At 67.3% G+C, this 25,187-nt stretch carries 29 protein-coding genes; 11 read left to right on the forward strand and 18 right to left on the reverse strand.

Features of this window, described 5'->3' with window-relative positions; translation table 11 throughout:
* Positions 1 to 123 precede the first annotated feature (123 nt).
* From tnpB to QYL93_RS18385, 4 genes are all read right to left on the reverse strand, one after another.
* Positions 124 to 312: an IS66 family insertion sequence element accessory protein TnpB gene (tnpB, locus tag QYL93_RS18370; RefSeq protein ID WP_305744994.1), complete on the reverse strand. Its 189-nt coding sequence runs from the start codon at positions 310 to 312 to the stop codon at positions 124 to 126.
* Complete coding sequence (locus QYL93_RS18375; RefSeq protein ID WP_305744995.1) at positions 309 to 812, reverse strand: transposase; 504 nt, start codon at positions 810 to 812, stop codon at positions 309 to 311. Before QYL93_RS18375 ends, tnpB begins: the two co-directional genes overlap by 4 nt.
* A 630-nt stretch (positions 813 to 1,442) precedes the next feature.
* On the reverse strand, positions 1,443 to 1,820 hold the full coding sequence (locus QYL93_RS18380) for a dihydroneopterin aldolase (RefSeq protein WP_305744996.1): 378 nt from the start codon (positions 1,818 to 1,820) through the stop codon (positions 1,443 to 1,445).
* 26 nt (positions 1,821 to 1,846) lie between these two features.
* Complete coding sequence (locus QYL93_RS18385) at positions 1,847 to 2,635, reverse strand: SDR family oxidoreductase (RefSeq protein ID WP_305744997.1); 789 nt, start codon at positions 2,633 to 2,635, stop codon at positions 1,847 to 1,849.
* An 8-nt stretch (positions 2,636 to 2,643) separates the two neighbouring features.
* Here QYL93_RS18385 and QYL93_RS18390 point away from each other — a divergent pair, with 8 nt between their 5' ends.
* A complete protein-coding gene (locus tag QYL93_RS18390) occupies positions 2,644 to 3,759 on the forward strand; it encodes a class I SAM-dependent methyltransferase (RefSeq protein ID WP_305744998.1) in 1,116 nt (371 codons plus the stop codon).
* Positions 3,760 to 3,762: 3 nt separating this feature from the next.
* Here the strand turns inward: QYL93_RS18390 and eutC are convergent, their stop codons facing one another.
* Both eutC and QYL93_RS18400 read right to left on the reverse strand, forming a co-directional pair.
* On the reverse strand, positions 3,763 to 4,581 hold the full coding sequence (gene eutC, locus QYL93_RS18395) for an ethanolamine ammonia-lyase subunit EutC (protein ID WP_305744999.1): 819 nt from the start codon (positions 4,579 to 4,581) through the stop codon (positions 3,763 to 3,765).
* Positions 4,578 to 5,972, reverse strand: coding sequence for an ethanolamine ammonia-lyase subunit EutB (locus tag QYL93_RS18400; RefSeq protein ID WP_305745000.1), 1,395 nt, complete (start codon positions 5,970 to 5,972; stop codon positions 4,578 to 4,580). Before QYL93_RS18400 ends, eutC begins: the two co-directional genes overlap by 4 nt.
* Positions 5,973 to 6,162: 190 nt before the next feature.
* On the opposite strand from QYL93_RS18400, the gene QYL93_RS18405 reads away from it, so the two are divergent.
* From QYL93_RS18405 to QYL93_RS18425, 5 genes are read left to right on the forward strand one after another with little or no spacing between them, the layout of a single operon-like run.
* A complete protein-coding gene (locus QYL93_RS18405) occupies positions 6,163 to 7,098 on the forward strand; it encodes a TauD/TfdA family dioxygenase (protein WP_305745001.1) in 936 nt (311 codons plus the stop codon).
* A 58-nt stretch (positions 7,099 to 7,156) separates the two neighbouring features.
* A complete protein-coding gene (locus tag QYL93_RS18410; RefSeq protein ID WP_305745002.1) occupies positions 7,157 to 8,197 on the forward strand; it encodes an ABC transporter substrate-binding protein in 1,041 nt (346 codons plus the stop codon).
* Positions 8,198 to 8,205: 8 nt separating this feature from the next.
* Positions 8,206 to 9,228 carry an ABC transporter ATP-binding protein gene (locus tag QYL93_RS18415; protein ID WP_305745003.1) on the forward strand — a complete coding sequence of 341 codons (1,023 nt, stop codon included), beginning with the start codon at positions 8,206 to 8,208 and terminating at the stop codon, positions 9,226 to 9,228.
* Entirely contained in the window at positions 9,225 to 10,100 is an 876-nt protein-coding gene (locus QYL93_RS18420; RefSeq protein WP_305745004.1) for an ABC transporter permease, read from the forward strand. Before QYL93_RS18415 ends, QYL93_RS18420 begins: the two co-directional genes overlap by 4 nt.
* Positions 10,101 to 10,130: 30 nt before the next feature.
* Positions 10,131 to 10,325: a DUF2905 domain-containing protein gene (locus tag QYL93_RS18425; RefSeq protein WP_305745005.1), complete on the forward strand. Its 195-nt coding sequence runs from the start codon at positions 10,131 to 10,133 to the stop codon at positions 10,323 to 10,325.
* A 6-nt stretch (positions 10,326 to 10,331) separates the two neighbouring features.
* Here the strand turns inward: QYL93_RS18425 and otsA are convergent, their stop codons facing one another.
* The 3 genes from otsA to otsB form a co-directional block, all read right to left on the reverse strand.
* Entirely contained in the window at positions 10,332 to 11,711 is a 1,380-nt protein-coding gene (otsA, locus tag QYL93_RS18430) for an alpha,alpha-trehalose-phosphate synthase (UDP-forming) (RefSeq protein WP_305745006.1), read from the reverse strand.
* A gap of 61 nt (positions 11,712 to 11,772) precedes the next feature.
* Positions 11,773 to 13,593, reverse strand: coding sequence for a glycoside hydrolase family 15 protein (locus QYL93_RS18435; RefSeq protein ID WP_305745007.1), 1,821 nt, complete (start codon positions 13,591 to 13,593; stop codon positions 11,773 to 11,775).
* Positions 13,590 to 14,327, reverse strand: a complete 738-nt coding sequence (otsB, locus tag QYL93_RS18440) for a trehalose-phosphatase (protein WP_305745008.1) — start codon at positions 14,325 to 14,327, stop codon at positions 13,590 to 13,592. Before otsB ends, QYL93_RS18435 begins: the two co-directional genes overlap by 4 nt.
* Positions 14,328 to 14,563: 236 nt before the next feature.
* Here otsB and trxC point away from each other — a divergent pair, with 236 nt between their 5' ends.
* On the forward strand, positions 14,564 to 15,001 hold the full coding sequence (gene trxC, locus QYL93_RS18445; protein WP_305745009.1) for a thioredoxin TrxC: 438 nt from the start codon (positions 14,564 to 14,566) through the stop codon (positions 14,999 to 15,001).
* Positions 15,002 to 15,025: 24 nt separating this feature from the next.
* Here the strand turns inward: trxC and QYL93_RS18450 are convergent, their stop codons facing one another.
* The 4 genes from QYL93_RS18450 to QYL93_RS18465 are packed head-to-tail and all read right to left on the reverse strand — an operon-like array spanning position 15,026 to position 17,431.
* On the reverse strand, positions 15,026 to 15,508 hold the full coding sequence (locus QYL93_RS18450; protein ID WP_370876998.1) for a DoxX family protein: 483 nt from the start codon (positions 15,506 to 15,508) through the stop codon (positions 15,026 to 15,028).
* Positions 15,505 to 16,287, reverse strand: a complete 783-nt coding sequence (locus tag QYL93_RS18455) for a DNA-binding domain-containing protein (RefSeq protein WP_305745010.1) — start codon at positions 16,285 to 16,287, stop codon at positions 15,505 to 15,507. The genes QYL93_RS18450 and QYL93_RS18455 overlap by 4 nt, the downstream gene beginning before the upstream one ends.
* The gene (locus QYL93_RS18460) at positions 16,278 to 17,117 is read right to left on the reverse strand and encodes a DUF692 domain-containing protein (RefSeq protein WP_305745011.1); all 840 of its coding nucleotides are present in this window, start codon (positions 17,115 to 17,117) and stop codon (positions 16,278 to 16,280) included. Before QYL93_RS18460 ends, QYL93_RS18455 begins: the two co-directional genes overlap by 10 nt.
* Positions 17,118 to 17,143: 26 nt before the next feature.
* Entirely contained in the window at positions 17,144 to 17,431 is a 288-nt protein-coding gene (locus QYL93_RS18465; RefSeq protein WP_057199983.1) for a DUF2282 domain-containing protein, read from the reverse strand.
* Positions 17,432 to 17,636: 205 nt separating this feature from the next.
* Here QYL93_RS18465 and QYL93_RS18470 point away from each other — a divergent pair, with 205 nt between their 5' ends.
* Both QYL93_RS18470 and QYL93_RS18475 read left to right on the forward strand, forming a co-directional pair.
* Positions 17,637 to 18,182, forward strand: coding sequence for a sigma-70 family RNA polymerase sigma factor (locus tag QYL93_RS18470; RefSeq protein ID WP_305745012.1), 546 nt, complete (start codon positions 17,637 to 17,639; stop codon positions 18,180 to 18,182).
* A complete protein-coding gene (locus tag QYL93_RS18475) occupies positions 18,179 to 18,820 on the forward strand; it encodes a DUF1109 domain-containing protein (protein WP_305745013.1) in 642 nt (213 codons plus the stop codon). Before QYL93_RS18470 ends, QYL93_RS18475 begins: the two co-directional genes overlap by 4 nt.
* Before the next feature lie 4 nt (positions 18,821 to 18,824).
* Here QYL93_RS18475 and QYL93_RS18480 read toward each other — a convergent pair whose 3' ends face one another.
* Positions 18,825 to 20,066 (reverse strand): multifunctional CCA addition/repair protein, encoded by a 1,242-nt coding sequence (locus tag QYL93_RS18480; RefSeq protein WP_305745014.1) that lies wholly within the window; start codon positions 20,064 to 20,066, stop codon positions 18,825 to 18,827.
* 81 nt (positions 20,067 to 20,147) lie between these two features.
* Here QYL93_RS18480 and QYL93_RS18485 point away from each other — a divergent pair, with 81 nt between their 5' ends.
* Positions 20,148 to 20,603, forward strand: coding sequence for a hypothetical protein (locus QYL93_RS18485; RefSeq protein WP_305745015.1), 456 nt, complete (start codon positions 20,148 to 20,150; stop codon positions 20,601 to 20,603).
* Here the strand turns inward: QYL93_RS18485 and QYL93_RS18490 are convergent.
* The 3 genes from QYL93_RS18490 to QYL93_RS18500 form a co-directional block, all read right to left on the reverse strand.
* Positions 20,600 to 20,908: an NIPSNAP family protein gene (locus tag QYL93_RS18490; protein WP_305745016.1), complete on the reverse strand. Its 309-nt coding sequence runs from the start codon at positions 20,906 to 20,908 to the stop codon at positions 20,600 to 20,602. The genes QYL93_RS18485 and QYL93_RS18490 overlap by 4 nt on opposite strands.
* A gap of 10 nt (positions 20,909 to 20,918) precedes the next feature.
* On the reverse strand, positions 20,919 to 21,605 hold the full coding sequence (locus tag QYL93_RS18495) for a glutathione S-transferase family protein (protein WP_305745017.1): 687 nt from the start codon (positions 21,603 to 21,605) through the stop codon (positions 20,919 to 20,921).
* Positions 21,606 to 21,885: 280 nt separating this feature from the next.
* Positions 21,886 to 22,458 carry a 5-formyltetrahydrofolate cyclo-ligase gene (locus QYL93_RS18500; RefSeq protein ID WP_305745018.1) on the reverse strand — a complete coding sequence of 191 codons (573 nt, stop codon included), beginning with the start codon at positions 22,456 to 22,458 and terminating at the stop codon, positions 21,886 to 21,888.
* Between the two features lie 14 nt (positions 22,459 to 22,472).
* Here QYL93_RS18500 and QYL93_RS18505 point away from each other — a divergent pair, with 14 nt between their 5' ends.
* Entirely contained in the window at positions 22,473 to 24,455 is a 1,983-nt protein-coding gene (locus QYL93_RS18505) for a lytic transglycosylase domain-containing protein (protein WP_305745019.1), read from the forward strand.
* A 30-nt stretch (positions 24,456 to 24,485) separates the two neighbouring features.
* On the opposite strand, the gene QYL93_RS18510 is transcribed toward QYL93_RS18505, so the two are convergent.
* Positions 24,486 to 25,163: a Fe2+-dependent dioxygenase gene (locus QYL93_RS18510; RefSeq protein ID WP_305745020.1), complete on the reverse strand. Its 678-nt coding sequence runs from the start codon at positions 25,161 to 25,163 to the stop codon at positions 24,486 to 24,488.
* Positions 25,164 to 25,187 lie beyond the last annotated feature (24 nt).

Here is a 25,187-nt window from a genome sequence, read left to right on the forward strand (position 1 = left end):
CGGGACTGCCTAAGGGTCTTCGGCCTTGAGCGTGGAGAGGTCGATCATTGGTGTCAATTCTGGCGGCGACATCGACGCTCGCCATCGGAACATCCTCGACTTGCCCGGGGAGGCTGCCCTGCATCAGACGTATGCGATGCGCTGCATCTCCTGAAGCCGGGCCCATAGCAGCCCGACGACGAGCGTGTCGAACTGCTGCCGCGTGAGCGCGATACCGCGATCGGTCGCAAGTGTCGTCCTGAGGAAGCTGCCCTCATGCAGACGGCGCGTCGCGTACCACACGCCGAAGCCGTCGTTGACGAGCAGCTTCAACCGGGTGCCACGTACGTTGGTGAACACATAGCCGTGATGCGCCGAGCGGCGCCGAAGACAGCAACGACCAGGGCAAGCAGACGGTCCGGCCCGACACGCATCTCCACGGGTTCAGTGGCGAGCCACATGGCATCGATGCGGATCACCGCAGAAGCTCGCATCCAAGCGGCCAGCTCGGCCGCGGTGCCGATCGGCCACGTCACGCTGATGTTCAACGGCCCGCGCTTGACGTCGATGCGGATGCCCTCGATCGGAGGGATAGCGGCCGGCTCGGGGCGCGTCGGGGCTGGCAGCGACAGCGCGACTAACCCAGGCACTGCCTCGACCGCCCGCTGGATCGACGACCCGCGACCGCGCCGCCATTGATGCACCAGGTTGTCTTTGAGCTCGAACGACCTCGCTACTGCGGCGAAAGAGGCACCAGGCTGCGCGCAGGCGGCCATCACCTGCTGCTTGAATTCCCTGCTGTGACGCCGACGCGGCTTGCCATTGCTATGCATAGATGTCCATCAAAGATTGGATGGACGTGAAAATCAACAGTGAGGTACGGACCTTCAAGATGGAATGGCTGGCCGCCTACCAACTATCTGAGGGATCAGCAAGAGGTCTTCAAAAGTGTACGGGCGGTGCGCACTTGCTGACAGCCGCTACTCGCCAGTTTCCGATCAATGTCAACCCTTTATAGGCGTACAGTGTCAACGCAACTCGCTTGGCAGCCACGAGAAGTAGTTGACCCCATGTGCGCGGCAGGCGTCGCGTTTCTGTCTCTGTGGCGGCCGCGAACGCGCTGAACCAGTGCTTTGCCTATCTAGAATTGCTAAAATGCAAGCCACGCGCCGACAAGCCCACCCAGCAATGGGCGCTCCGGTGTACAGAGTGTGAAGGCCTCCGCAAGGAGGCTTTCCGCTTTCTGACGGCAGCAAATCTCTGCACTGCACGTCCAGGGGCGCTTGGAGCTCGCCATGGTTGGCGCGCACAGGCCTGCTACTCACGTAAACCTGAGCAAGCCAAGTGGAAACCTTGAAATTTCAACTCCCAAATGACAATCACCGTAAGTGGTTGATTTTATTGGGCGCAATTTTCAAGTTCAATTGTTGGGGTTCAAGCTCAATTGTTCCCCACAGCCGCAGTTACCAATGCCCCGTCTCGATCCGGATCGCCACTTCGCAGTCCTCGAAGATCTCCAGCTTGGCGATCTTCACGCGCACGCCCAGCACGCCGGGCAGCTGCATCAGCCGGTTGGCGAGCTTGCCGATCAGGCTTTCGAGCAGGTTCACGTGCTCGGCGCGGCACTCGTCGATGATGATCTGGCGCACCTTGCGGTAGTCCAGAACGTGCAGGATGTCGTCGTCGCGCGGCGACAGCGGCTGGGCGCCCAGGCTCAGTTCAGCGTCCACCTGGATGGGCTGGGGGTCGGTTTTCTCGTGTGAGAGGATGCCCAGGTTGGCGTCGAAGCGCAAACCGCTGAGCGTGAGGATCTGGGTGCCTGTGGCATGGGTGGTCGTCATGGGTGTTCCTGCATGAGCGGGGGCGCTCACATCAACGAGAAGTCGCGCTCGAATTTCATCAGGTGCTGGCCGCCGTCCACCATCAGCGTGGTGCCGGTGATGGAGCGGTTCTCCAGCGCAAAGCGCACAGTGGCGGCCACGTCTTCGGGGGTGGAAGAGCGGCCCAGCGGGCTCAGGGCGTGCAGCTGGGCGAACTTTTCGTCACTGAGCATGTGGCTCGTGAGCGTGAGACCCGGGGCCACGCCCACCACCCGCACGCGCGGCGCCAGCGCCAGCGCCAGCATGGTGCCGGCGGCCTCCAGCGCCGCCTTGGACAGCGTGTAGCTCATGAAGTCGGGGTTCTGGTTCCACAGCTTCTGGTCGAGCAGGTTGACCACCGCGCCCTGGGCGTCGGCCTCGCCGGCCGCTTCGCGTGCCTGCAGGTGCTCGTGCAGGGCCTGGGCCAGCAGCACCGGGGCACCGGCATTACTGCGCAGGTGCTTCTCCAGGCTGGCAAAGCCCAGCGTGGCGGCATTGTCGTGCTCGAACAGCGAGGCGTTGTTGACCACGGCATCCAACGTGCCGAAGTGGTCCACCACCCGCGGTACCAGGCCACGCACGGCGGCTTCGTCATCGAAGTCGCCGTCGAAATGCGCGCTCTGGCCCGAGGACAGGCGTGCGCACTCTGCCACCGTGTCGATGGCGTCCTGCTCGGAGCTGCGGTAGTGCACGGCCACCTGCCAGCCGCCGGCCGCCAGCGCCAGCGCAATGCTGCGGCCTAGGCGCCTGGCGGCGCCGGTGACAAGCACAGTACGTGGGCGGGGGGTAGAGGGCATGGAGGACAATGCGGGCCGTGAAGAAAACACCCGACAGTTTAACGACCGCCCTCACGGCGCACATTGCCGATGCCATTGCCGCCGCTGGCGGCTGGATCGGCTTCGACCAGTTCATGGCGCTGGCCCTGTACACGCCCGGCCTGGGCTACTACGCCAACGACTCCGCCAAGTTCGGCCTGCTGCCCGAATCGGGCAGCGATTTCGTGACCGCGCCCGAGCTCACGCCGCTGTTCGGCCAGACCCTGGCCGTGCAGGTGGGAGAGGCCTTCGAGCGCACCGGCACCAGCGAGGTCTGGGAGTTCGGCGCCGGATCTGGCGCGCTGGCGCTGCAGCTGCTCGACGCCCTGGGCGAGCGGGTGCAGCGCTACACCATCGTCGACCTTTCGGGCAGCCTGCGCGCGCGCCAGCAGACGCTGCTGGCAGCGCACGCGCACAAGGTGCAGTGGGTCGATGCGCTGCCCGAGCGCTTCGAAGGCGTGGTGGTGGGCAACGAGGTGCTCGACGCCATGCCCGTCAAGCTGCTGGCCCGCCATGGTGGCCAGCACGGGGGCGTGTGGCATGAGCGCGGCGTGGCGCTGCACGATGGCGCCTTTACCTGGGCCGACCAGGCCACCCACCTGCGCCCACCGGTGGAGGTGGAGGGCCCGCAGGACTACCTGACCGAAATCCACCCCCAGGGCGAGGGCTTCATCCGCATGCTGGCCGACCGACTGCAGCGCGGCGCGGCCTTTCTGCTGGACTATGGTTTTGGCGAGAGTGAGTACTACCACCCCCAGCGCCACATGGGCACCGTGATGTGCCACCAGGGCCATCTGTCCGACAGCGACCCGCTGGTGGAGGTGGGCCGCAAGGACATCACCGCCCACGTCAACTTCACCGCCATGGCACTGGCCGCGCAGGACGCGGGCCTGCAGGTGCTGGGTTACACCACGCAGGCGCACTTCCTCATCAATTGCGGGCTGGCGCAGCGCATGGTGGAGCTGCCTCCGCTGGAACGCGCCACCGCTGCCAAGCTGATCATGGAGCACGAGATGGGCGAGCTGTTCAAGGTGCTGGCTCTGGGCGCGGGCGAGCCCTGGGAGCCCGTGGGTTTTGCCCAGGGCGACCGCTCGCACCGGCTGTAGCGGTCAGCCGCCGGGCAGCGCGCCGCCCGGCGCCGGCCCGGCATTCATGGTCAGCGCATCGCTGCGGTCCTTGAGGCCTATGCCCGTGAGCGCGAGGCGCCGGGCCTCGGTGCACAGCCACGACAGGCGCGCGGCGGCCGCCGCTGGTGCCAGCCCCTCGGGCCGCACATTGGAGATGCAGTTGCGCTGTGCGTCGCTGCAGCCCACCTGCGGGTGCCAGGTGAGGTAGATGCCCAGGCTGTCGGGCGAGCTCAGGCCCGGGCGTTCGCCGATCAGCACCGCCACCATGCGTGCACCCAGCAGGGCACCCACCTCGTCGCCCAGGGCCACGCGCGCCTGCGTGGCAACGACCACCGGGCCGATGCGCCAGCCCGGCGGTGCCGTCTGCACGATGGCCTGCGCCAGCGGCACGGCATGGCGTTCGATGGCCAGGGACGAGAGCCCGTCGGCCACCACCAGCAGCAGGTCGCAGCCGGCATCCGGCGCATCTGCATCCCCCAGGCTGCGCAGCCGCGCGGCATCGGCATCGCACAGGCGCCGGCCCAAGTCGGGGCGCAGCAGGTAGGTGGCGCGGTCGGGCGCCGCGCTGGCCACCCGCAAGGTGGTGCAGCCCAGGTCCGTGAGCTGCGCGGCCAGTGCATCGGCATCGAGCTGCAGGTGCACGGCATCGCGCGCCTGGGCATGGGCCAGGCCAAAGTCCAGCAGCGCGCGCGTGGGGATGGCCGTGCCCGCACGGCCCAGGGCCAGCCGGGCGGCGGTGTGGGCGCGCAGGTCGTCCCAGGGGTCGGGGGCCGGGCCGTTGAACGAAGCTGGATCGGTCATGCCCGCATGCCGATCTGCCGCAGTTGCGCAATCGCTGCCTGCTGTTGCGCGGCGGGCAGCAGGCGGCCCGCGCCATCGGCCAGGTGCATGCCTTGCAGCCAGGCCTCGAACTCGGGGGCGCGCTTGAGGCCCAGCACCTCGCGCAGGTACAGCGCGTCATGGAAGGAGGTACTCTGGTAGTTGAGCATGATGTCGTCGGCCCCCGGCACGCCCATGATGAAGGTCAGGCCTGCCACGCCCAGCAGCGTCATCAGCGTGTCCATGTCGTCCGAATCGGCCTCGGCATGGTTGGTGTAGCAGACGTCGCAGCCCAGCGGCACGCCCAGCAGCTTGCCGCAGAAATGGTCTTCCAGGCCTGCGCGGATGATCTGCTTGCCGTCGTACAGGTACTCCGGCCCGATGAAACCGACCACCGTGTTGGTGAGCAGCGGCGAGAACGCGCGCGCCACGCCGTAGGCCCGCGCCTCGCAGGTCTGCTGGTCCACGCCGTGGTGGGCGTTGGCCGACAGGGCGCTGCCCTGGCCGGTCTCGAAGTACATCACGTTGTCGCCCAGCGTGCCGCGCTTGAGGGACAGGGCCGCCTCGCGCGCCTCGCGCAGCAGCGCCAGGCTGACGCCGAAGCCGGCGTTGGCCTTCTCGGTGCCCGCGATGGACTGGAACACCAGGTCCACCGGCGCACCCTGCTCGATCATCTGCACGGTGTTGGTCAAATGCGTGAGCACACACGATTGCGTGGGGATCTGCAGCTTGGTGATGACTTCGTCCAGCATGTGCACCAGGCCGGTGAGGGCGGCGATGCTGTCCGTGGCCGGGTTGATGCCGATCACCGCGTCCCCGGCGCCATAGAGCAGGCCGTCGACCATGGAAGCCGCGATGCCGCGCAGATCGTCGGTCGGGTGGTTGGGCTGCAGGCGCACGGCCAGGTGGCCCGGCAGGCCGATGGTGTTGCGAAAGCGCGTGGTCACCTGGCATTTGCGGGCCACGGCCACCAGGTCCTGGTTGCGCATGAGCTTGCTCACGGCGGCGGCCATCTCGGGGGTGAGGCCGCGCGCCACGGCGACAAGCGCTGCCGTATCGGTCGCCAGCAGCCAGTCGCGCAGGCCGCCCACGGTGAGGTGGGCGATTGGCGCAAACGCCGCCGCGTCGTGCGTGTCGATGATCAGGCGAGTGACCTCGTCGCTCTCATAGGGCACCAGCGTTTCGTTCAGGAAGCGTGTCAGCGGCAGATCCGCCAAGCACATGCGCGCGGCCATGCGCTCCACAGCCGAGCCGGCCGCGATGCCGGCCAGCGTGTCTCCGGATCGCGCAGGCGTGGCCTTGGCCATCACCTTGCGCAGATCGTCGAACAGCCAGCGGTGGCCATGGATGGTGTGGTGGTAGGTCGCCGACATCGGTAAGGAGGTGGATGGGCCGTGGGCAATGATGGCATGCCCTTGCAAGCGATGTGCCACCCGTGAAAAACACGGCCTTAGCTGTTTTTGTTGTTAATAACTGAGAAAACATTCGTTCCCAGAATAAGCTGCGCAACCTAGAGTGAAGGCATCAGGGCATATGGCCCCAAAAGATTCCCACGAGGACCCTATGTCGGCTGTTCTGTCACCTGCTTCCATTCCCCCGTCCGCACTAGCCTCTGGCGACGCACCGCCTCAAGGCCTGGTGATCCGCCCCGTGGCAGGCGCCGCCGGCCCGCTGGGCGCTGAGGTGCTGGGCCTGGACCTGGACCTGGCGCGCCCGCTGGGCCGCGAGGACTTCGCTCGCATCCACCGCGCGCACCTCGACCACCACGTGCTGGTGTTCCGCGACCAGCGCATCACGCCGCGCCAGCACATCGATTTCAGCCGCCTGTTCGGGCCGCTGCAGATCCACGTGCTCAAGAACTTCCAGCTCGCGGACCATCCCGAAATCCTGATCGTCTCCAACATCAAGGACGCCGCTGGCCAGCCCATTGGCCTGGGCGATGCGGGCCACTACTGGCATTCGGACCTGTCGTACAAGGACAAGCCCAGCCTGGGCTCGCTGCTGCACGCGCAGGAACTGCCAGGCGAGGGCGGCGACACCCTGTTCGCCGATCAGCATGCCGCCTACGACGCACTGCCCGAGGCGCTCAAGGCGCGTATCGCGCCGCTCAAGGCCGAGCACAGCTACCTGGCCAAGTACGAGGAACTGCGCGCCCGCAGCCCCTGGCGCCCGAAGCTCACGCAGGCGCAGATCGACGAGGTGGCGCCTTCCATCCACCCCGTGGTGCGCACCCACCCCGAAACGGGCCGCAAGGCACTGTTCGTGAGCGAGCACTTCACCACGCGCATCGTCGGCCTGCCCGAGGACGAGAGCCAGGCCCTGCTGGCCGAGCTGTTCGCCGCCAGCGTGCGCCCCGAGTTCACCTTGCGCCACCAGTGGCAGCCGCACGACCTGGTGTTCTGGGACAACCGCTCGGTCACGCACCTGGCTGCGGGGACGCCGGATACCGAGCGCCGCAAGCTGTATCGGACAACGATCGAGGGTGATCGCCCGTTCTGATCGGCCCCTCTCAGTTTTGTCCCCTTCCTTTTTCTTGACCGCACAGGACTCCTTGACCATGTTCCAGACCAACCGCCGCCGCATCGTGCGCAAAACCATCGCCGCCCTGGCCACCGCCGGGCTGCTGGCTGGAGGGCTGGGCTTGACCACCAGCGTTCACGCAGCCGAGGGCCAACTGCGCATTGCGCAGCAGTTCGGCATCGTCTACCTGCTGCTCAACGTGGCGCAGGAGAACAAGCTCATCGAGAAGCACGGCAAGGCCGCGGGCGTGGACATCAAGGTCGAGTTTCTGCAGCTCTCGGGTGGCTCGGCCGTCAACGATGCGCTGCTGTCGGGCAACATCGACATCGCCGGTGCCGGCGTGGGGCCGCTGTTCACGCTGTGGGACCGCACCAAGGGCCGCCAGAACGTCAAGGGCGTGGCCTCGCTGGGCAACTTCCCGTACTACCTGGTGAGCAACAACCCGGCTGTGAAGACCATTGCCGACTTCACCGACAAGGACCGCATCGCGCTGCCAGCCGTCGGTGTGTCGGTGCAGTCGCGCGTACTGCAGATGGCCTCGGCCAAGCTCTGGGGCGAAAAGGAGTTCAACCGCCTGGACAAGAACCAGGTGGCCCTGCCGCACCCCGATGCGGCGGCGGCCATCATCAAGGGCGGCACCGAGATCACGGGCCACTTCGGCAACCCGCCCTTCCAGGAGCAGGAACTGGCCGGCAACCCCAAGGCGAAGATCGTGCTCAACTCGTATGACGTGCTGGGCGGCCCGGCATCGGCCACCGTGCTCTATGCCACCGAGAAATACCGCAGCGAGAGCCCCAAGACCTACAAGGCCTTCGTCGATGCACTCGACGAAGCCGCGAAATTCGTTGCCGCCAACCCCGAGAAGGCGGCCGACATCTACCTCAAGGTGACTGGTGGCAACACCGACCGCGCGCTGCTGCTCAAGATCATCCAGAACCCCGAGGTGCAGTTCAAGGTGCGCCCGGAGAACACGTTGGGCATGGGCCAGTTCCTGCACCGCGTGGGCGCCATCAAGAACCAGCCGACCGCGCTCAAGGACTATTTCTTTGAAGACGCCCTCACGGCGTCGGGCAACTGAGCTTCGGCATGAGCGAGCACATCATCCGGATGGGCCCCTTCTCGCCGCCGCTGCAGAGCGAGCGTGCGGCGCTGCAGGACGACGAGGCGCGGGCCCTGGGTGCTCCAGCCGCTGGTGGTGACACTTCTGCGGTGCCAGCCAATCATGCTGCCGCCATGCTGCAGGTGCAGGGCGTGAGCATCGACTACCGCACGCGCGAGCGCGTGGTGCGCGCCACGCACCGCGTGGGCTTCGACGTGCATGCGGGCGACCGCTTCGTGCTGCTCGGTGCCTCGGGCTGCGGCAAGTCCACCTTGCTCAAGTCGATTGCCGGTTTCATCGCACCGAGCGAAGGGCAGATCCTGCTGAACGGCCGCGCCGTCACGCGGCCCGGGCCCGACCGGGTGGTGGTGTTCCAGGAGTTCGACCAGTTGCCGCCCTGGAAGACGGTGCGCGACAACGTGATGTTCCCGCTCCTGGCCTCACGCAGCGTGGGCCGCAGTGAGGCCGCCGAGCGCGCGGCGCTCTACATCGACAAGGTGGGGCTGACAAAGTTTGCCGATGTGCACCCGCACCAGCTGTCGGGTGGCATGAAGCAGCGCGTGGCCATTGCGCGTGCGCTGGCCATGCAGCCCCAGGTGCTGCTGATGGACGAGCCCTTTGCCGCGCTCGACGCCCTCACGCGCCGGCGCATGCAGGAGGAGTTGCTTTCGCTGTGGGACGAGTTTCGCTTCACGCTGATCTTCGTCACCCACTCCATCGAAGAGGCGCTGGTGGTGGGCAACCGCATCGCCATCCTCTCGCCGCATCCGGGGCGGCTGCGCGCCGAGCTCAACAGCCACCAGTTCGGGCTGCACAGCCTGGGCGGTGCTGAGTTCCAGGCCACGGCGCAGCGCATCCACCGCCTGCTGTTCGACGAACCCGCCGCCGGTGCCGTGCCGGGCTCGGTGCAGGCCGACGCCGAAGCCCTGGCGCCAGGCCGCCGCAATGGCGTGCCGCTCATCTTCCCACCGCGGCCTGCGGGTTCGCTGCCTTTCCAGATTTCCGTATGAGCGCCTCCCTGCTGACCCCTCCCGTGCGCCCCGAGTTCGAGCGCAGCCTGGAGCCGCTGGGCGGCATCGCGCCAGTGCAACCCTTGCCGCTGGCCGCTCGCATCTGGCAACAGGCATGGCTGCGCAAGCTCGTGATCCTGGCGGTGCTGGCCGTGCTGTGGGAGGTGGTGGCCCGTTGGCAGGACAACGACCTGCTGCTGCCCACCTTTTTGCAGACCGCCAAGGCGCTGGTGGAGGGGCTGGCCTCGGGCGAGCTGGTCGCCAAGACGGCGATTTCGCTGTCGGTGCTGCTCAAGGGTTACCTTGCCGGCATCTTCGGGGCCTTCGTGCTCACCACGCTGGCCGTGTCCACCCAGTTCGGACGCGACCTGCTGTCCACGCTGACCTCCATGTTCAACCCGCTGCCGGCCATCGCGCTGCTGCCGCTGGCGCTGCTGTGGTTTGGCCTGGGCCAGGGCAGCCTGGTTTTCGTGCTGATCCATTCGGTGCTGTGGCCGCTGGCGCTCAACACCTACGCGGGCTTTCAGTCGGTGCCCGAGACGCTGCGCATGGCCGGGCGCAACTATGGCCTCACCGGCATCCGCTACGTGCTGCAGATTCTGGTGCCCGCCGCGTTGCCGTCCATCCTGTCGGGCCTGAAGATCGGCTGGGCCTTTGCCTGGCGCACGCTGATCGCGGCCGAACTGGTGTTCGGCGCGTCGTCGGGCAAGGGAGGGCTGGGCTGGTACATCTTCCAGAACCGCAACGAGCTCTATACCGACAAGGTGTTTGCGGGGCTGGTGCTGGTGATCCTGATCGGCCTGGCGGTGGAGAGCCTGGGCTTTCATACGCTCGAACGCCTGACCGTGCGCCGCTGGGGTGTACAGCGCTGAAGTTAGCGCCGGCCACCCTACACTCGGGGCATGATCCGCTGGTTCCTCGTCGTCTTTCTTGCGCTGATGTTCATCAGCTGGCTGTCGCCCATGCTGCGGCGCATAGGCTTCGGCAAGCTGCCTGGCGACCTGCGTTTCCGGTGGCGGGGACGTGAGTGGGACATACCCCTTGCATCCACCCTGCTGCTGAGCTTTGTTGCCAGCATGATTGCCAAATTCGTTTGAGCGCAGTCACTCCCCTGCCTCCTGCAGGGCTTGCAGGAAGGCCTTGCGCCACCAGTGCACGTCGTGCTCGCGGATGCGGGCCATGAGCTTCTGGTGCCGTGCCTGCCGCTCGGGCAACGGCATCTGCAGGGCATGCTGGATGCTGTCGGCCGTGCCCTGGGTGTCGTAGGGGTTCACCAGCAGGGCTTCCTTGAGCTGTTCGGCCGCGCCCGCAAAGCGCGAGAGCACCAGCACGCCGGGGTTCTCGGGGTCCTGCGCGACCACGTATTCCTTGGCCACGAGGTTCATGCCGTCGCGCAGCGGCGTCACCAGGCCCACGGCTGCGGCGCGGCACAAGCCGGGCACGCGCTTGCGCGCTACCGTGCGGTGGATGTAGCGCACCGGCATCCAGTCGAGCTCGCCGTAGTCGCCATTGACCGAGCCGCACAGGCCTTCGAGCTCCTGGCGCAAGTCCGAATAGGCGTGCACGTCGTCGCGCGAAGGCGAGGCGATCATGATCATCGTGGCGCTGTTGCGGTTCTCGGGGTAGCGGTCCAGCAGTTCGCGGTAGGCGCGAACGCGGTGCGGTATGCCCTTGGAGTAGTCGAGCCGGTCGATGCCCAGAAGCAGCCGCCGGCGCGAGTATTCGTCGCGTATGTTCTCGTAGGTTTCCACGGCGTCGGGTGCCTGCGCGAGGCGCGTGAACTCATCCACATCGATGCCGATGGGGAAGGCCTTGACCTGCACCGTGGCGCCAAAGGCGCGCAGGCGCTGGGCATCCACCTCCTCGGCGCTGCCCTCGCTGCGCACGTAGCGCGTGAAGTGCGACACGTCGGCCTCGCTCTGCAGTCCCACCAGGTCGTAGGCGAACAGCGAACGCATCAACCACTCGTGCTGCGGTATCGCCGCCATGATCAGCGGCGGCGGCATGGGGATGTGCAGGAAGAAGCCGATGCGCTGGCGGCAACCCATGGCGCGCAACTCCGCTGCCAGCGGGATCAGGTGGTAGTCGTGCACCCAGATGATGTCGTCGTCGCGCAATAGCGGCAGCAGCTTGCGCGCGAACATCTGGTTCACGCGGCGGTAGCCCGCGATGTAGCTGGCGTTGAAGTCGGCCAGGTCCAACCGGTAGTGGAACACCGGCCACAGCACGCTGTTGCTGTAGCCCTGGTAGTAGGCATCGTGGTCTTCGCGGCACAGGTCCACGGTGGCCAGGGTCACGGCACCGGCGCTGCGGGTGTGCATCTCGCCCTCGCCAGGCGTGCCCCCCTCGACCACGGTCCCGCTCCAGCCGAACCAGAGCCCTCCGGTCTGGTTCAGCGCTTCGCCCAGGGCGACGGCCAGCCCTCCGGCGGCGGGTTTGCGGGGATCGGCAAGGCGGTTGGAAATGACAACAAGACGGCTCATCACCCGATGATCCGTGCAGATCGTCGGCGGACCCTGTCGGACAGGGCCGCGAACTGGTGCGTCAAATCACGCTGTCCCATGGGGCCGACAGGCGCACGGCGGCGTTGATCACGCCCACCATCGAGTAGGTCTGCGGGAAGTTGCCCCACATCTCCTGGGTCTCGGGGTGGGTGTCTTCCGAGAGCAGGCCCAGCGGGTTGCGCGCTGCCAGCATGGTCTCGAAGATGGCACGCGCCTCGTCCTTGCGGCCGATGCGCGCGAGCGCATCGATGCGCCAGAAGGTGCAGATGTTGAACGCCGTTTCGGGCTTGCCGAAGTCGTCGGCCGCTTCGTAGCGGCGCATGTAAGGACCATCGCACAGGCTCTTTTCCATGGCCTCCACCGTGCTCACGAAGCGCGGGTCCCTGGGGTCGATCAGGCCGACCTCGGCCATCAGCAGCACGCTGGCGTCGAGCTCGTTGCCGCCAAAGCTCTCGGCAAAGGCCTGGCGCGATTCGCTCCACGACTTGGCGAGGATCTCCTCGCGCATGCGTTGGGCATGGCCGTGCCAGTAGGCGGCCCGGTCGGGCAGGCTGAGCGTGGTGGCGATCTTGGCCAGGCGGTCGCAGGCGGCCCAGCTCATGAGGGCCGAGGAGGTGTGCACCCGCGCCCGCGTGCGCAGCTCCCACATGCCGGCGTCGGGCTGGCCGTAGACGCGCACCGCGTTCTCGCCCACCTGTTCAAGCCGGGTGAATTCTCCCAGGCCCGCGCGGTGCAGCAGCCGGTGGTCGTGGAAGGCCTGGGCCGCACCCAGCACGATGTTGCCGTACACGTCGTGCTGGAAATGCTCGGCCGCCTGGTTGCCCACGCGCACCGGGCCCATGCCCCGGTAGCCGGCCAGCTGCGGCATCATCGATTCGGGCAGCTCGCGCTCCAGGCCGATGCCGTACAGCGGCTGGATGTGGCCGCTGCCCGCATCCACCACCACGTTGCTTAGCCAGCGCAGGTAGTCCTCCATCGTGCCGACTTCGGAGATGCTGTTGAGCGCGCGCACCACGAAGAAGGCATCGCGCAGCCAGCAGTAGCGGTAGTCCCAGTTGCGCCCGCTGTGGGCCGATTCAGGGATGCTGGTGGTCATGGCAGCCACAATGGCGCCCGTGTCTTCGTACAGCGAGAGCTTGAGGGTAATGGCCGCGCGGATCACCGCGTCCTGCCACTCCAGCGGCACGGCCAGGGCCCGGCTCCAGCCGCGCCAGTAGGCGGTGGTCTCCTGCTCGAACAGGCGCGCCGTGTCGGCAATGCCATCGAGCAGGCTCTCGTCGGCACCCAGGATGAAGTTGTGCTCGCGCGTGAGTACGAAGGGCTGGCCCGAGAGCACATGCGACACCGGTGCGTCGGTGGACAGGCGCAGCGCCATGCTGCCGCCCACGTAGCGGATGTGGTTGCTGCCGCGCGTGATGTGCGGCTCGGTCTGCCCCCAGTCGTACTTCACCTTCACGGCCACGCGGATGCGCGGTGAGCCCTGGATGGGCCGCACCCGGCGCACCAGCGTCATGGGCCTGAAGTAGCGCGAGCGGCTGTAAAAGCGCGGTGCGAAGTCGGTGATCTCCACCCCATGCCCCGACTTGTCGAACAGCTGCGTGCGCAGGATGGCGGTGTTGGGTTCGTACCACTGGTGGGCCGAGGCCATGTCCTCGATCTCGATGGCGAAGTGGCTGCCTTCGTCACCCGGCTGCAGCAGGGCGTTGAAGACCGGGTCGCCGTCAAAGCGCGGCAGGCAGCACCATACCATGCGCGCATGGTTGTCGATGAGGGCGCTGATGGCGCAATTGCCGATCATGCCCAGGTTGAGTGAGCCCTGCTGCGGGTCCACGGCGGAGGTGTTGGGGTGTTCGGTGGTCATCGTGCGCGTTCCCAGGAGGTTCGTGCCGCCGACAGCCAGCCACGCAATGCGGCCGGTGTCATGCAGCGGTGTTGTGCCAGCGTCGGGCCCTCGCCCACCTTGATGCCCCAGCCGCCCAGGGCGGTCACGGCGGCAAAGCCGGATTCGTCGGTCACGTCGTCGCCGGCGAATACCGGGATGCGCCCTGCGAACGGCGGCAGCGTCATGAAATCGGTGATGGCCTGGCCCTTGTGCACCCCGCGCGGTTTGACCTCGAGCACGAACTTGCCGTCCATCAGCTCCACGCCGTGCACGTGCTGCATGGCCGCCAGCAAGGTGCTGCGGCACAGGTCCTCCAGGTGCGGGGCCAGGCGGTAGTGCAGTGCCACGCTGGCGCGCTTGGGCTCCACCAGCAGGCCTGCGTGCTGCACGGCCAGTTGGGTGGCTGCCTGCAGCACGGGCGCCAGATCCGGCGGCACCACGGCGGGGCGCGAGCCATCGGCCAGGCGGTACTGCGAGCCATGCTCGGATGCCAGGGGCAGGACCAGAGGGTCGAGAAAGTGGTCGATGTCGGTCTCGCGCCGCCCCGTCACGATGGCCAATGCGCCATCCAGGTGGGTGCTCAGGGCAGCGAGGGTGGGAACCAGCCCCGCAGAGATGCGCACGGCCTCGGGCCGGGGCGCCATCTCGGTGAGCGTGCCGTCGAAATCCAGAAAGAGCGCATGGGCCGTTGTCAAAAAGGGAAGCAGCTGCATGTGGCGGCACCTTAGCAGACAGCTGGGTGGCCTGCCAGCGCGTGGGGGTGGCGTGTGCAGGGGCCTGCTGGCCTGGGAGAGTGCCCGAAAACCCGCGCCAGCATTGGGGTGTTCAGCTGCCAGGGGCTTGCAAAGAGCGCTTTCGGGCCCCATTGTCACAAGATGAAAAGGGTGTTTGTCTTACAAGCAAGTGCCCCGTTGCCAGCACACGCTCAGCGTACCCATGGAGATCTTGCGTGACCGAAGAAGCCCCCCACATCGTCTGCCCCCACTGCCACACCACCAACCGCGTCCAGCGCGCCGATTTGGGGCAAGCCCCCGATTGCGGCAGCTGCCACCAGCCCCTTTTTGCTGGGGCGCCCGTGGCGCTGGATGCGGCCTCGTTCGACAAGCACGTGGGCCGCAGCCACCTGCCCGTGGTGGTGGATTTCTGGGCCCCCTGGTGCGGCCCTTGCCTGCAGATGGCACCAGCCTTTGCCCAGGCGGCGCGTGACCTGGAGCCCCAGGTGCAACTGGCCAAGCTTGACACCGAGGCCCACCAGGCGATTGCAGGCCGCTTCGGCATCCGCAGCATTCCCACCATGATCGTGTTCAAGGAGGGCCGCGAGGCGGCACGCATTTCCGGCGCGATGAACGCCAGCGACATTGCGCGCTGGGTGCGCAGCGTCAGCTGACCCTGCCCTGCCCGAGGGGCGGCATCAGCGGATGCCGAGAACCCGGTCCAGCGAGAGGTTGCCCGCGCCACGCCCTGCGATGTACAGCAGCAGCCCCGCCCACGACAGGTGGGTAGGCCAGGCATCGGGGTAGACAAAGATCTGGATCACCAGCGTCATGCCCAGCAGCGCCAGGGCCGACAGCCGCGTGCACAGCCCCAGCACCAGCAGCACGGGGAACACATGTTCGGCCACCGTGGCCATCTGCGCCGCCAGTTCGGGCGGCAGCAGGGGCAGCTTGTACTCCTCGCGAAACAGCAGGTAGGCGCTGTCCGAAATGGTGAACCAGCCCTCGACCTTGGTGCGTGCCGACATCCAGAAGATCGCTGCGATGCCCACCCGGTTCACCAGGGCCAGCAGGCTGTGGGGCGTGAGCCAGACCAGGGCATCGGCCAGCCGGCCCATCCAATGGCGTGGCCCGGTGGCGGATACGGTGGGCGTGACCTGGGGGAAGGGGGTGGTGTTCATGGGTTGTCCTCGTCAAGATGGGGTGGGGCGCACAGCGCGCCGGCCTGCAGCAACTGCGCCATCAGCGCGCCCAGGTCGGCGCCGGGTTCTGCCTGCTGGGCATGGGCTGCAGCCGGCTCCAGGGGCAGTGCCGCAGCGCAGGCGTCCAGGAAGGCGATGCCCGCGCGTGCCAGCGGCATCCACTGCACGCCCCCCTCGGGGCGGGTGAGCAGGGCGCCGTCGCCCTGCCACTGCAGCTCGGCATCCAGAGGTGTGCCCTCGCGCTGGCGTTGCCAGAGGGTGCTGGCCGGGTGCTCCTCGCTCCAGGCCCAGCGCGCGGCGGGGTGCGGTGCCAGGCGCAGGCCGGACAGCGCTTCGGGCGATTGCCGGGCCAGCCAGGCAGCGTCCAGCAGGGGGGCATCGGCCGCCAGGTGGCTTTCGGTCCAGCAGCGGTCCAGCCGCGCCACGGCAGGCAGGTAGGGCAGGCCGGCGGCCGCTTCGAAGCCTTGCAGAAAGTGTGCAAAGCCTTCGCCATAGGCCATGAGCCGGCCATCCGTCGGCGGCCGGGCCTGAACGAACAGGCCTGCGGCCGCGCGGAACCATTCTTCGCCCACCAGCGCGCAGACGGTGGGGTAGTTGGCCTGCAGCGCATTGATGCAGGCCTTGTGCACGGTATTGCGGTACACGGCGAAGCCGGGCTGGGACCGCAGGGCGGACAGCCAGGGTGCGGTGTCCGCTGGGTGGGCGCCCTGGGGCATCAGTGCGGCGGCCAGGCCATCCTGGAAGGTGCTCAGCTGCATGGCAGGGCCTCGGTGAGCGCCGCGTGGGCGCGGCCGCGCTCGGCGAGCAGCACCTCGAGCGCTGGCAACTGGTCGTCGCGCTCGATCAGGGTGGGCAGCGGGCCGGTGGCGGCAATCACGCGCTGGTACAGGGCCCACACGGCATCGGCCACCGGGGCATCGTGGCTGTCGATCAACAGGGCCTCGCCCAACTCGGGGTCGGCATGGTGGCCGGCCAGGTGGATCTCGGCCACGGCGTGCAGGGGAAAGGCGCCGAGGTAATCCTCGGCACGGGTGCCCAGGTTGTGCGCGCTGATGTAGACGTTGTTCACGTCCAGCAGCAACTGGCAGCCGGTGCGCTGCACCAGCTCGGCCAGAAAGTCGGTCTCGGCCCAGTCATGGCCATCGATGTGCAGGTAGTGCGTGGGGTTCTCGACGGCGATGGGGCGCTGCAGCACGTCCTGCGTGCGGGCGATGTTGGCGGCAATGCGCGCCAGCGCCGCATGGGTGCGCGGAAACGGCAGCAGGTCTGGCAGGTAGTGCCCGCGCCACGTGGACCAGGCCAGGTGCTCGGAGACTATGGCCGGCTCTATGCGCCGCGCCAGGGCGGCCAGCCGTGCCAGGTGCGCTTCGTCGGGCGGCGCATCGGCTGCCAGCGACAGCGACACCCCGTGCAGCGCCACCGGGTGCTGCGCACGGATCGCATCGAGCCAGGCCAGGCGCGGCCCGCCCTCGGCCAGGTAGTTCTCGGGGTGCACCTCCCACCACAGCCCCGGGTCCGTGCACTGCACGGCCTGCGCGTAGTGCTGGGGCTTGAGCCCCAGGCCGGCGGTGAGGTGTGCGGCTGCCATGGCGCGGGTCTGGTGGTGAACGAAGATCAGCTCTTCATGGGCGTCAGCGTGCCCATGCCCTTGGGCGTCTTGATCGAGGCGCAGGTGCCTGCGGGCACGAACTTCCAGGCATTGGCCTGGTAGTCCACCTTGGAGGTGCCGGCACAGGTGGTGCCGGCGCCGGCGGCGCAATCGTTCTTGCCGGCCATGGACACGCCATAGCACTTTTCCATGGCGGGCTTGGCAGCTTCTGCGGGCTTGGTCTGTGCAATGGCTGCGCCGGATGCGAGTGCGGCAAGGGCCAGGGCGCCGAGGCTGAGAGTGCGTGAGGTCATGTCGGAATCTCCGTAAAGCTGAAGGGTTTGTGGAACAGACCGGATGGATCGCCGGGTGCGGATGCGCCGTGGCTACCGATCTGCGTTGTAATTCGCGCTGTCTGGCGGCCGGGTTACACCAGCTCCATCAGAAATCAAAAAAAGTTTTTTTGCACCCGCTGTAACCCGCAGGGCTGGCACTGCGAATACCTGTGAGGGAGAAAACATGGAGATAGAAGAGAGGCTGCGTGGGTTGCTGCTGCTGGGCCTGGATGCCGACGCGGTCGCCTACCAGCGGTTTTTGAAGGAGCTGAGCGCGCACCTGCGGGCTTTTCTGCGCAGGCGGCTGTCGCAGCGGCCCGACGAGGTGGAAGACCTGGTGCAGGAGACCTTGCTGGCCGTGCACAACCAGCGCCATACCTACCGGCCCGACATGCCGGTGACGGCCTGGGCGCATGCAATCGCGCGCTACAAGCTCATCGACTGGCTGCGCTCGCACCGGGTGAAGGGAGCGTTGAATGACACGCTGGACGAGGAGGCGGGCGAACTCTTCTCCACCAGCGACAGCGAGGCGGCCGAAGCCCGGCGCGACCTGGGGAAACTGCTGGAGACGCTGCCCGACCGCCAGCGCCTGCCCATCGTGCATGTGAAGCTCGAAGGGCTGTCGGTGGTGGAGACGGCACAACTCACGGGGCTGTCGGAATCGGCAGTCAAAATCGGCGTACACCGGGGGCTCAAGGCCCTGGCCGCCAAGATCAGGGGAATGGCATGAGAACCGAAGAATTGATCCAGTTGCTGGCCACGGATGCCGGCCCTGTGCCTGCACGGGACATAGAGCAGCGCTTTGCCATGGCTTCGGTGGCAGGCATCGCAGGCGCGGGCGTGCTCATGGTCGCATTGTTTGGCGTGCGCCAAGACCTGGTGCAGACCATGGGCCTGCCCATGTTCTGGGGCAAGATGGTGTTTGCGGCTGCGCTGGCCGCCGCCGGCGTGGCGCTGCTGCGCCGCATGGCGCGGCCGGGCATGGCCGTGGGCCATGCGGCCGCGTTGCTGGCCGTACCTCCTTTGGTGCTGTGGGCCATGGCGGCGGGCACCCTGTCGCAGGCCGAGCCGGCCGAGCGCATGGCACTCATCCTGGGCAGCACCTGGCGCAGTTGCCCGTTCAACATCGCACTGCTGTCGGTGCCGGCTTTCATCGCCAGCTTCTGGGCCCTGAAAGGGGCGGCCCCAACGCGCCTGGCCTGGGCCGGTGCGGGGGCCGGCCTGCTGTCCGGGGCGCTCGGGGCGCTGGTCTATGCATTGCACTGCCCCGAGATGGCCAGCCCCTTCCTCGCCGTGTGGTACCTCGCCGGCATGGCCCTGCCCACGGCGCTGGGCGCCGTGCTCGGCCCTCGCCTGCTGCGCTGGTAAGGCCTCAGGCGGGGTTGGCTCCAAGCCACTGCGCCACGGCTTGTACCCGGGCTTGGTGGATCAGGTCGCCGACCTGCGGGCCGGCCAGGCCTTTCGCTGCGGCTTTCGCTGCAATGTCGCGCGTGACCACCGACTGCGCTGCGGCCAGCACGGCCAGCAGGCGTGGGCGCTGGGGGTAGGCGTTCTCTTCCATGCCCAGCCGGCCGCGCGCATCGCACTCGCAGGCCAGCAAAATGTCGGGCAGCCGGCCCGGCTTGCGCAGCGCGTCGCAGCGCTCCAGCAGGCGCACCAGCGGTGCCGCGCCCAGCTCGCCGCTGCGGTGGATGTTGCCGTGCTCGCGCGCCACCACGTCGGCGATCTCGCGGCAGTCCACGGGCACGCGCAGGCGCTCGGCCACATCGTGCAGCAGCTCGGCGCTGCGCCGCTCGTGGTCGATGTGGCGCGGCAGCATATCGGCCGGTGTCGTGCCCTTGCCCAGGTCGTGCGCCAGGCAGGCAAAGCGCACGGTGAGCGGGGCATCAAGCCGCGCCGCCATGTCCAGCACCATCATCAGGTGGACGCCGGTGTCCACCTCGGGATGGTGCTCGGCGCGCTGGGGCACGCCCCACAGGCGCGCCACCTCGGGCAGCAGCACCTGCAAGGCGCCGCAGTCGCGCAGCACCTCGAACATGCGCGAGGGCTTGGCCTCCATCAGCCCGCGCGCCAGCTCCTGCCACACGCGCTCGGGCACCAGGTGGTCCGCCTCGCCCTCGTTCACCATCTGGCGCATCAGCTCCAATGTCTCGGGCGCCACTGTGAAGTCGGTGAAGCGCGCCGCAAAACGCGCCAGCCGCAGGATACGCACCGGGTCTTCCCGAAAGGCCTCGGTCACATGGCGCAGTAGGCGCGCCTGCAGGTCCTTGCGTCCGCCGTACGGGTCGATCAGGGTGGCCGGATCTTCGGGGTTCTGGGCGATGGCATTGATGGTCAGGTCGCGGCGCGAGAGGTCTTCCTCCAGCGTCACCTCGGGCGAGCTTTCCACCACGAAGCCGCGGTAGCCGCGCCCGCTCTTGCGCTCGGTGCGGGCGAGCGCATACTCCTCGCGCGTCTCGGGGTGCAGGAAGACCGGGAAATCGCGGCCCACGGCTAGGTAGCCACCTGCCAGCATCTGTTCGGGCGTGGCGCCCACCACCACCCAGTCGTGGTCGTTCACGGGGCGCCCGAGCAGCGCATCGCGCACGGCGCCCCCTACCATGTAGATTTGCATGATCCGAGTTTAGCGAAGCCTGCCATGGCGGTGACCGCCTCGCCGCCGTATAGTGCGCCCTCACTCGCCCACGCCCGCACCATGTCCATCTCCTCCTCCCTCACCATCGCCCAGCTCAATCCCGACGGCAGCGTGCCGGTGCCCACCCCTTCCGATGCGGCTGCCAATGCGGCTGCGGAGGCCTTGCAGCGCGAAGTGCAGTTCGAGGCCCTGCAGGCCAAGGTGGAGGAGCTGCAGGAGATCCTGGCAAAGCCGCTTACCGAAATCCTGGCCGACCGCGAGAAATTCAAGGAGGCCGCAGCCGCCTGGGATTCCTTCGGGGCCATGTGGATGCTGTCCCAGCGCGCGATGAAGCGTGTGGCGCTGGACCTGGCTGCACAGCAGGGCGTGAGCGAGGAGGAGGTGGTCGCCCGCGCCATGCGCCATGCCACCGATGTGCTCAATGGCGATGGCGAGAACCTGGGCGGCACCATCGCCGAGGCCCAGTTGGCGCATATTGCGCGGCACCGGCCCCTGTTGCGCAAGCAGTTTCGCTAGGAAAACACCGGCCGGAAAAAGCTGCGCTCGTAGCTCACGATGCAACCCGTCTCTTCCGCATAGCGGAACGCGGCCTGGCATTCGGCATCTTCCATCGACCGGTTGCGGTAGACCTCGTACGAGGCCAGGCTGTCGAAGGTGAACAGCGCCAGCGCAATGTTGTTTGCGCCCTCGCTGGGCATGAAATAGCCATGGTGCTGGCCGCCGAATTTCTCGACCAGCGGGATCCACAGCTTGCCGTAGTGCTCGAATTCCTTGAGCTTTCGGGTGTCGAGCACGTAGCGCAGGTAGATGGTGACGGCCATGCGCTTCTCCTCAAACGTGGCGCAGGCGGTAGGGCTCCTCGAAGTCGAGGAAATCCTTCTCGGCCAGGGCGTCGTCGATCCAGGCCTTGACGCCGGGCAGATTGCGCACGCGTTCTACATAGGCGGCGATCTGCGGCGGCAAGGGCAGGGCGTAGCTGTGCAGGCGCATGCACACCGGGGCGAAGTAGGCGTCGGCAATGGTGAATTCGCCGAACAACAGCGGGCCGCCGTGCTCCTTCAGCAGGGCGCTCCACATCTCGACCAGGCGCGCTACGTCAGCGCGCACGCCGGCCTTGTCGCGCCAGATCAGGGCGCCGGTTTCGGCCAGGTCGGCCTCGATGTTCATGGGGCAGTTGCCGCGCAGGGCAGTGAAGCCGCTGTGCATCTCGGCGCATACGCTGCGCGCGCGGGCACGCGCCTTGGCGTCGGCAGGCCAGAGCTTCTTGTCGGGATGGGTTTCGGCCAAGTACTCGGCGATGGCCAGGGTGTCCCAGACGACCAGGTCGGCATCCACCAGCACCGGCACCTTGCCGGTGGGGCTCACGGGGCCCATGACCCGCTTGAACTCCGAATCGGCTTCGAAACTGTCGAAGCGCACGCGGATTTCTTCAAAGTCTATGCCGGCCTGGCGCAGCAGCACCCAGGGGCGCATGGACCACGAGGAATAGTTCTTGTTGCCGATGTAGAGCTGGGGCATGGGATACCTGTTGAAAAGACCGGAAGGGAAGCCCGCCATGCTAGCGCGGGTCGCGGCAACCGGCGATGCGAAAACGGGGCCCCAATGATGCGCAACGCGCATCATTGGGGCTAGTAGCTGCGCGGCAGAAGGAACATCGGCTGCAACGCCCGATAAACCGGTCTCGGCGCGTATCAACTCCAGCGCCCAGGGTTCTACCCTTGGCTTGTCGGTACTACCCAGCGATCATCGGTGTCGAGCGTATCGCTTCGATGCCTTCTGCCGCGCAGCCTCCTGGGCATCATGCTGGCCAGACCGCCCCGTTGTCATTCAGGATCGCATCCAGTGGCAGGTCATACGATTCCGGCTCGAAATCGTCCAGGTAGCCGTTGGTGAACCCCAGGCCCACGGTAAAGGGCTTCGGCTGCAGCGTGGCCAGGGTACGGTCGTAGAAGCCGCCGCCATAGCCCAGCCGGTAGCCGCCGGGCGCATAGCCCACGCAGGGCACGAACAGCAGGGTGGGTACGATGACCTCGGTGTCCTTGGGCTTGGGGATGCTGTAGGCATCCTCTTCCATGGGGCAGCCGGGGTACCAGGCGTGAAAGGTCAGGGTCTTGTGCTGCTTGTTGACCACCGGCAGGCCGATGCGGCGCAACTGGGGCTCGTCCAGCAGTTCGCCGTCTTCCTTCCAGCGGTGCAGGGCGGGCAGCGGGTCGAATTCGCCCTTGATGGGCCAGTAAGCGCCTATCACCGTGTCGGGCCGGTTCACGAGCCAGATCCGCATCACCTGTTGTAACAGGTCGGCCCGCTGTAGGCGATCTGGCAGGTTCAGACGTTCTTCTATCAATGCGCGCCGCAGGGCTGCTTTGTCCATCAGATAATTCCCCCATGCAATTGCTTCAGATTTTGACACCGCTGCTGGTCAGTGCCGTGCTGGCCACCGCCGCGCCCCTGGTCCAGGCGCAAACCAAGGCCGACGATACCCTGTTGGAGATGCAGCAGGCGTTCAAGCGCGGCGACCGCAAGAAATTGGAGCAATTGTTGCCCGCCGCGCGCGGCCACGTGCTGGAACCCTGGGCCGCCTACTGGGAGCTCAGGCTGCGCCTGGCCGAGGCTTCGCCCTCGGAAATCCAGTCCTTCATGCAGCGCTATGCCGGCAGTTACCAGGAGGACCGCATGCGCAACGACTGGCTGCTGCTGCTGGGCCAGCGGCGCGACTGGGCCCAGTTTGCCGAGCAGCACCCCAGTTACCGCATGTCCGACGACCGCGAGGTGCGCTGCTACGCCCTCTTGATCGACGACATCAAGGGCAGCGCGCCGGCGGCTGCGGCCGAGGACGTCAAGCGCAACTGGTATGCCCTGCGCGATAACGACGACGGCTGCACCCACGCTGCCAGCCAGCTGTACGCCAACAAGAAGCTCAGCGCCCTTGACGTCTGGCGCAAGGCCCGCTTCGCGGTGGACGCCAACCGGCCCCGCGTGGTGCGCAACGCGGTGGAGATCGTCGCCCCCGATGCCGTGGCCCAGGTCAAGGAGCTGATGGACGCCTCCACCAAGTACCTCACGGGCCGTGCCACGGCCCGTGGCCAGGTGCGCCAGGAACTGGTGACGCTGGCCCTCATCAAGCTGGCCTCGGGCGACCCGGAAAATGCCGCCGCCCAGCTCGACAACAAATGGAGCGTGCACCTCTCGCCCGAGGAGCGCAATTGGGTCTGGGGGGTGATCGGCAAGCAACTGGCCCAGAAGCTGTCGTCCGACGCCAATGGCCACTTCGCCAAGATCACCCGGGACGCCGATCTCAACGACGACCTGCTCGGCTGGAAGGTGCGCGCGGCCCTGCGTGCCGGCCAGTGGAAGGTGGTGCGCAAGGCCATCGACGCCATGAGCGAGGAAGGCCGCCAGGACAGCACCTGGGTGTACTGGAAGGCCCGCTCCCTGCTGGCCGGCAAACCGAGCGATGCCGAGCGCGCCGAAGCCCGCCAGCTGCTCGAAGGCATCGCCAGCACGCGCGGTTTCTACGAGCAACTGGCCACCGAAGAACTGGGCCAGCGCATCACCATGCCGCCAGCACCTGCGCCGCTCACGGCCGAGGAAAAGGCGGCTGCGCGCGCCAACCCCGGGCTCAACCGGGGGCTGTATGCGATCTTCATGGGGCTGCGCACCGAGGGCGTGCGCGAGTGGAACTACGCCACCAACCTGCACATCCCTGGCGGCATGCCGGACCGCGAGCTGCTGGCCGCCGCCGATTTCGCCTGCGCCCGCGAGGTCTGGGACCGCTGCATCAACACCAGCGAGCGCACGCGCAGCCTGATCGAGACCAGCCAGCGCTTTCCCACGCCGTTTCGCAACGCCGTGGTGGAGCGCGCCAATGGCATCGGCCTGGACCCGGCCTATGTGTACGGCCTGATCCGCCAGGAAAGCCGCTTCATCATGGATGCGCGCTCGCACGTGGGCGCCTCGGGCCTGATGCAGGTGATGCCCGCCACTGCACGCTGGACGGCCAAGAAGATCGGCATGACCAACTTCACCGCCGACCAGATCAACGATCGCGACACCAACATCGCCATCGGCACCGCCTACCTCAAGCTGGCGCTCGACGATTTTGCGGGCTCCATGCCCATGGCTGCCGCCGCCTACAACGCCGGCCCAGGCCGCCCGCGCAGCTGGCGCAACGGCCCCGTGCTCGATGCCGCCATCTGGGCCGAGAACGTGCCCTTCGGCGAAACCCGTGACTACGTGAAGAAGGTGCTGGCCAACACCACCAACTACGCCGCCATGCTCACCGGCCAGCCGCAGTCGCTCAAGGGCCGGCTGGGCACCATCGGCCCGCGCGATGCAGCGACCCCCGAAGTGAACAAGGACCTGCCCTGACCGAAACAGCCCCGAAGGGGCTGTTTCACTTCATACCTCCGACCACATGCGCAGCAGGTTGTGGTACTGCCCGGTGAGGGACACGGTCTCCTCGGTCTCGCCCAGGCGTGCACGCAGCTTCTGGATGGTCTGGTCCATTTCGAACAGCATGGCGCGGCGCGCATCGTCGCGCACCAGGCTTTGCACCCAGAAGAACGAGCACACGCGCTCACCGCGCGTGACCGGCTCTACGCGGTGCAGGCTGGTGGAAGGGTAGAGGACCATGTCGCCCGCAGGCAGCTTGACCTCGTGCGTGCCATAGGTGTCCACCACCACCAGCTCGCCGCCCTCGTAGTCATCGGGCTCGCACAGGAACAGGGTGCACGACAGGTCGGTGCGCAGCGCCGCCCCGTGGGGCAGGGGGCGCACGGCGCCATCGATGTGCAGGCCGTAGGTTTCACCGCCCGCGTAGCGGTTGAACAGCGGTGGCACGGTGCGCAGCGGCAGCGCCGCACCGAAATACATCGGATGCACGGCCAGCGCCTGCAGCACGGCGCGCCCCTGCTCCAGCGCAACGGGGGAGTTTTCGGGCAACTGCCGGTTGTTTTTGACCTGCGCCCCTTGCGCGCCCACGGTGCCCCGGCCGTCCACCCAGTCGGCGGCATCGATGGCCGCGCGCATGGCGCGCACCTGCTCGGGCGTGAGGACGTTGGGGATGTGCAGCATCATCGCGATAGGTCTCCAAAAATGGGA

Origin of the sequence: Acidovorax sp. A1169 (genome assembly GCF_030704685.1) — a bacterium.
Taxonomy (GTDB): Bacteria; Pseudomonadota; Gammaproteobacteria; order Burkholderiales; family Burkholderiaceae_C; genus Acidovorax.

Coding starts and splice junctions, on each gene's coding strand:
- QYL93_RS18510 (WP_305745020.1), bottom strand. CDS start 25,163: ATGATGCTGCACATCCCCAACGTCCTCACGCCCGAGCAGGTGCGCGCC.
- QYL93_RS18505 (WP_305745019.1), top strand. CDS start 22,473: ATGCAATTGCTTCAGATTTTGACACCGCTGCTGGTCAGTGCCGTGCTG.
- QYL93_RS18475 (WP_305745013.1), top strand. CDS start 18,179: ATGAGAACCGAAGAATTGATCCAGTTGCTGGCCACGGATGCCGGCCCT.
- QYL93_RS18425 (WP_305745005.1), top strand. CDS start 10,131: ATGATCCGCTGGTTCCTCGTCGTCTTTCTTGCGCTGATGTTCATCAGC.
- QYL93_RS18500 (WP_305745018.1), bottom strand. CDS start 22,458: ATGGACAAAGCAGCCCTGCGGCGCGCATTGATAGAAGAACGTCTGAAC.
- QYL93_RS18450 (WP_370876998.1), bottom strand. CDS start 15,508: ATGAACACCACCCCCTTCCCCCAGGTCACGCCCACCGTATCCGCCACC.
- QYL93_RS18470 (WP_305745012.1), top strand. CDS start 17,637: ATGGAGATAGAAGAGAGGCTGCGTGGGTTGCTGCTGCTGGGCCTGGAT.
- QYL93_RS18420 (WP_305745004.1), top strand. CDS start 9,225: ATGAGCGCCTCCCTGCTGACCCCTCCCGTGCGCCCCGAGTTCGAGCGC.
- QYL93_RS18380 (WP_305744996.1), bottom strand. CDS start 1,820: ATGACGACCACCCATGCCACAGGCACCCAGATCCTCACGCTCAGCGGT.
- eutC (WP_305744999.1), bottom strand. CDS start 4,581: ATGACCGATCCAGCTTCGTTCAACGGCCCGGCCCCCGACCCCTGGGAC.
- QYL93_RS18460 (WP_305745011.1), bottom strand. CDS start 17,117: ATGGCAGCCGCACACCTCACCGCCGGCCTGGGGCTCAAGCCCCAGCAC.
- QYL93_RS18400 (WP_305745000.1), bottom strand. CDS start 5,972: ATGTCGGCGACCTACCACCACACCATCCATGGCCACCGCTGGCTGTTC.
- QYL93_RS18435 (WP_305745007.1), bottom strand. CDS start 13,593: ATGACCACCGAACACCCCAACACCTCCGCCGTGGACCCGCAGCAGGGC.
- otsA (WP_305745006.1), bottom strand. CDS start 11,711: ATGAGCCGTCTTGTTGTCATTTCCAACCGCCTTGCCGATCCCCGCAAA.
- QYL93_RS18490 (WP_305745016.1), bottom strand. CDS start 20,908: ATGGCCGTCACCATCTACCTGCGCTACGTGCTCGACACCCGAAAGCTC.
- QYL93_RS18405 (WP_305745001.1), top strand. CDS start 6,163: ATGTCGGCTGTTCTGTCACCTGCTTCCATTCCCCCGTCCGCACTAGCC.
- QYL93_RS18390 (WP_305744998.1), top strand. CDS start 2,644: ATGCGGGCCGTGAAGAAAACACCCGACAGTTTAACGACCGCCCTCACG.
- QYL93_RS18455 (WP_305745010.1), bottom strand. CDS start 16,287: ATGCAGCTGAGCACCTTCCAGGATGGCCTGGCCGCCGCACTGATGCCC.
- QYL93_RS18375 (WP_305744995.1), bottom strand. CDS start 812: ATGCATAGCAATGGCAAGCCGCGTCGGCGTCACAGCAGGGAATTCAAG.
- QYL93_RS18465 (WP_057199983.1), bottom strand. CDS start 17,431: ATGACCTCACGCACTCTCAGCCTCGGCGCCCTGGCCCTTGCCGCACTC.
- QYL93_RS18480 (WP_305745014.1), bottom strand. CDS start 20,066: ATGCAAATCTACATGGTAGGGGGCGCCGTGCGCGATGCGCTGCTCGGG.
- QYL93_RS18495 (WP_305745017.1), bottom strand. CDS start 21,605: ATGCCCCAGCTCTACATCGGCAACAAGAACTATTCCTCGTGGTCCATG.
- QYL93_RS18410 (WP_305745002.1), top strand. CDS start 7,157: ATGTTCCAGACCAACCGCCGCCGCATCGTGCGCAAAACCATCGCCGCC.
- QYL93_RS18415 (WP_305745003.1), top strand. CDS start 8,206: ATGAGCGAGCACATCATCCGGATGGGCCCCTTCTCGCCGCCGCTGCAG.
- otsB (WP_305745008.1), bottom strand. CDS start 14,327: ATGCAGCTGCTTCCCTTTTTGACAACGGCCCATGCGCTCTTTCTGGAT.
- QYL93_RS18485 (WP_305745015.1), top strand. CDS start 20,148: ATGTCCATCTCCTCCTCCCTCACCATCGCCCAGCTCAATCCCGACGGC.
- QYL93_RS18385 (WP_305744997.1), bottom strand. CDS start 2,635: ATGCCCTCTACCCCCCGCCCACGTACTGTGCTTGTCACCGGCGCCGCC.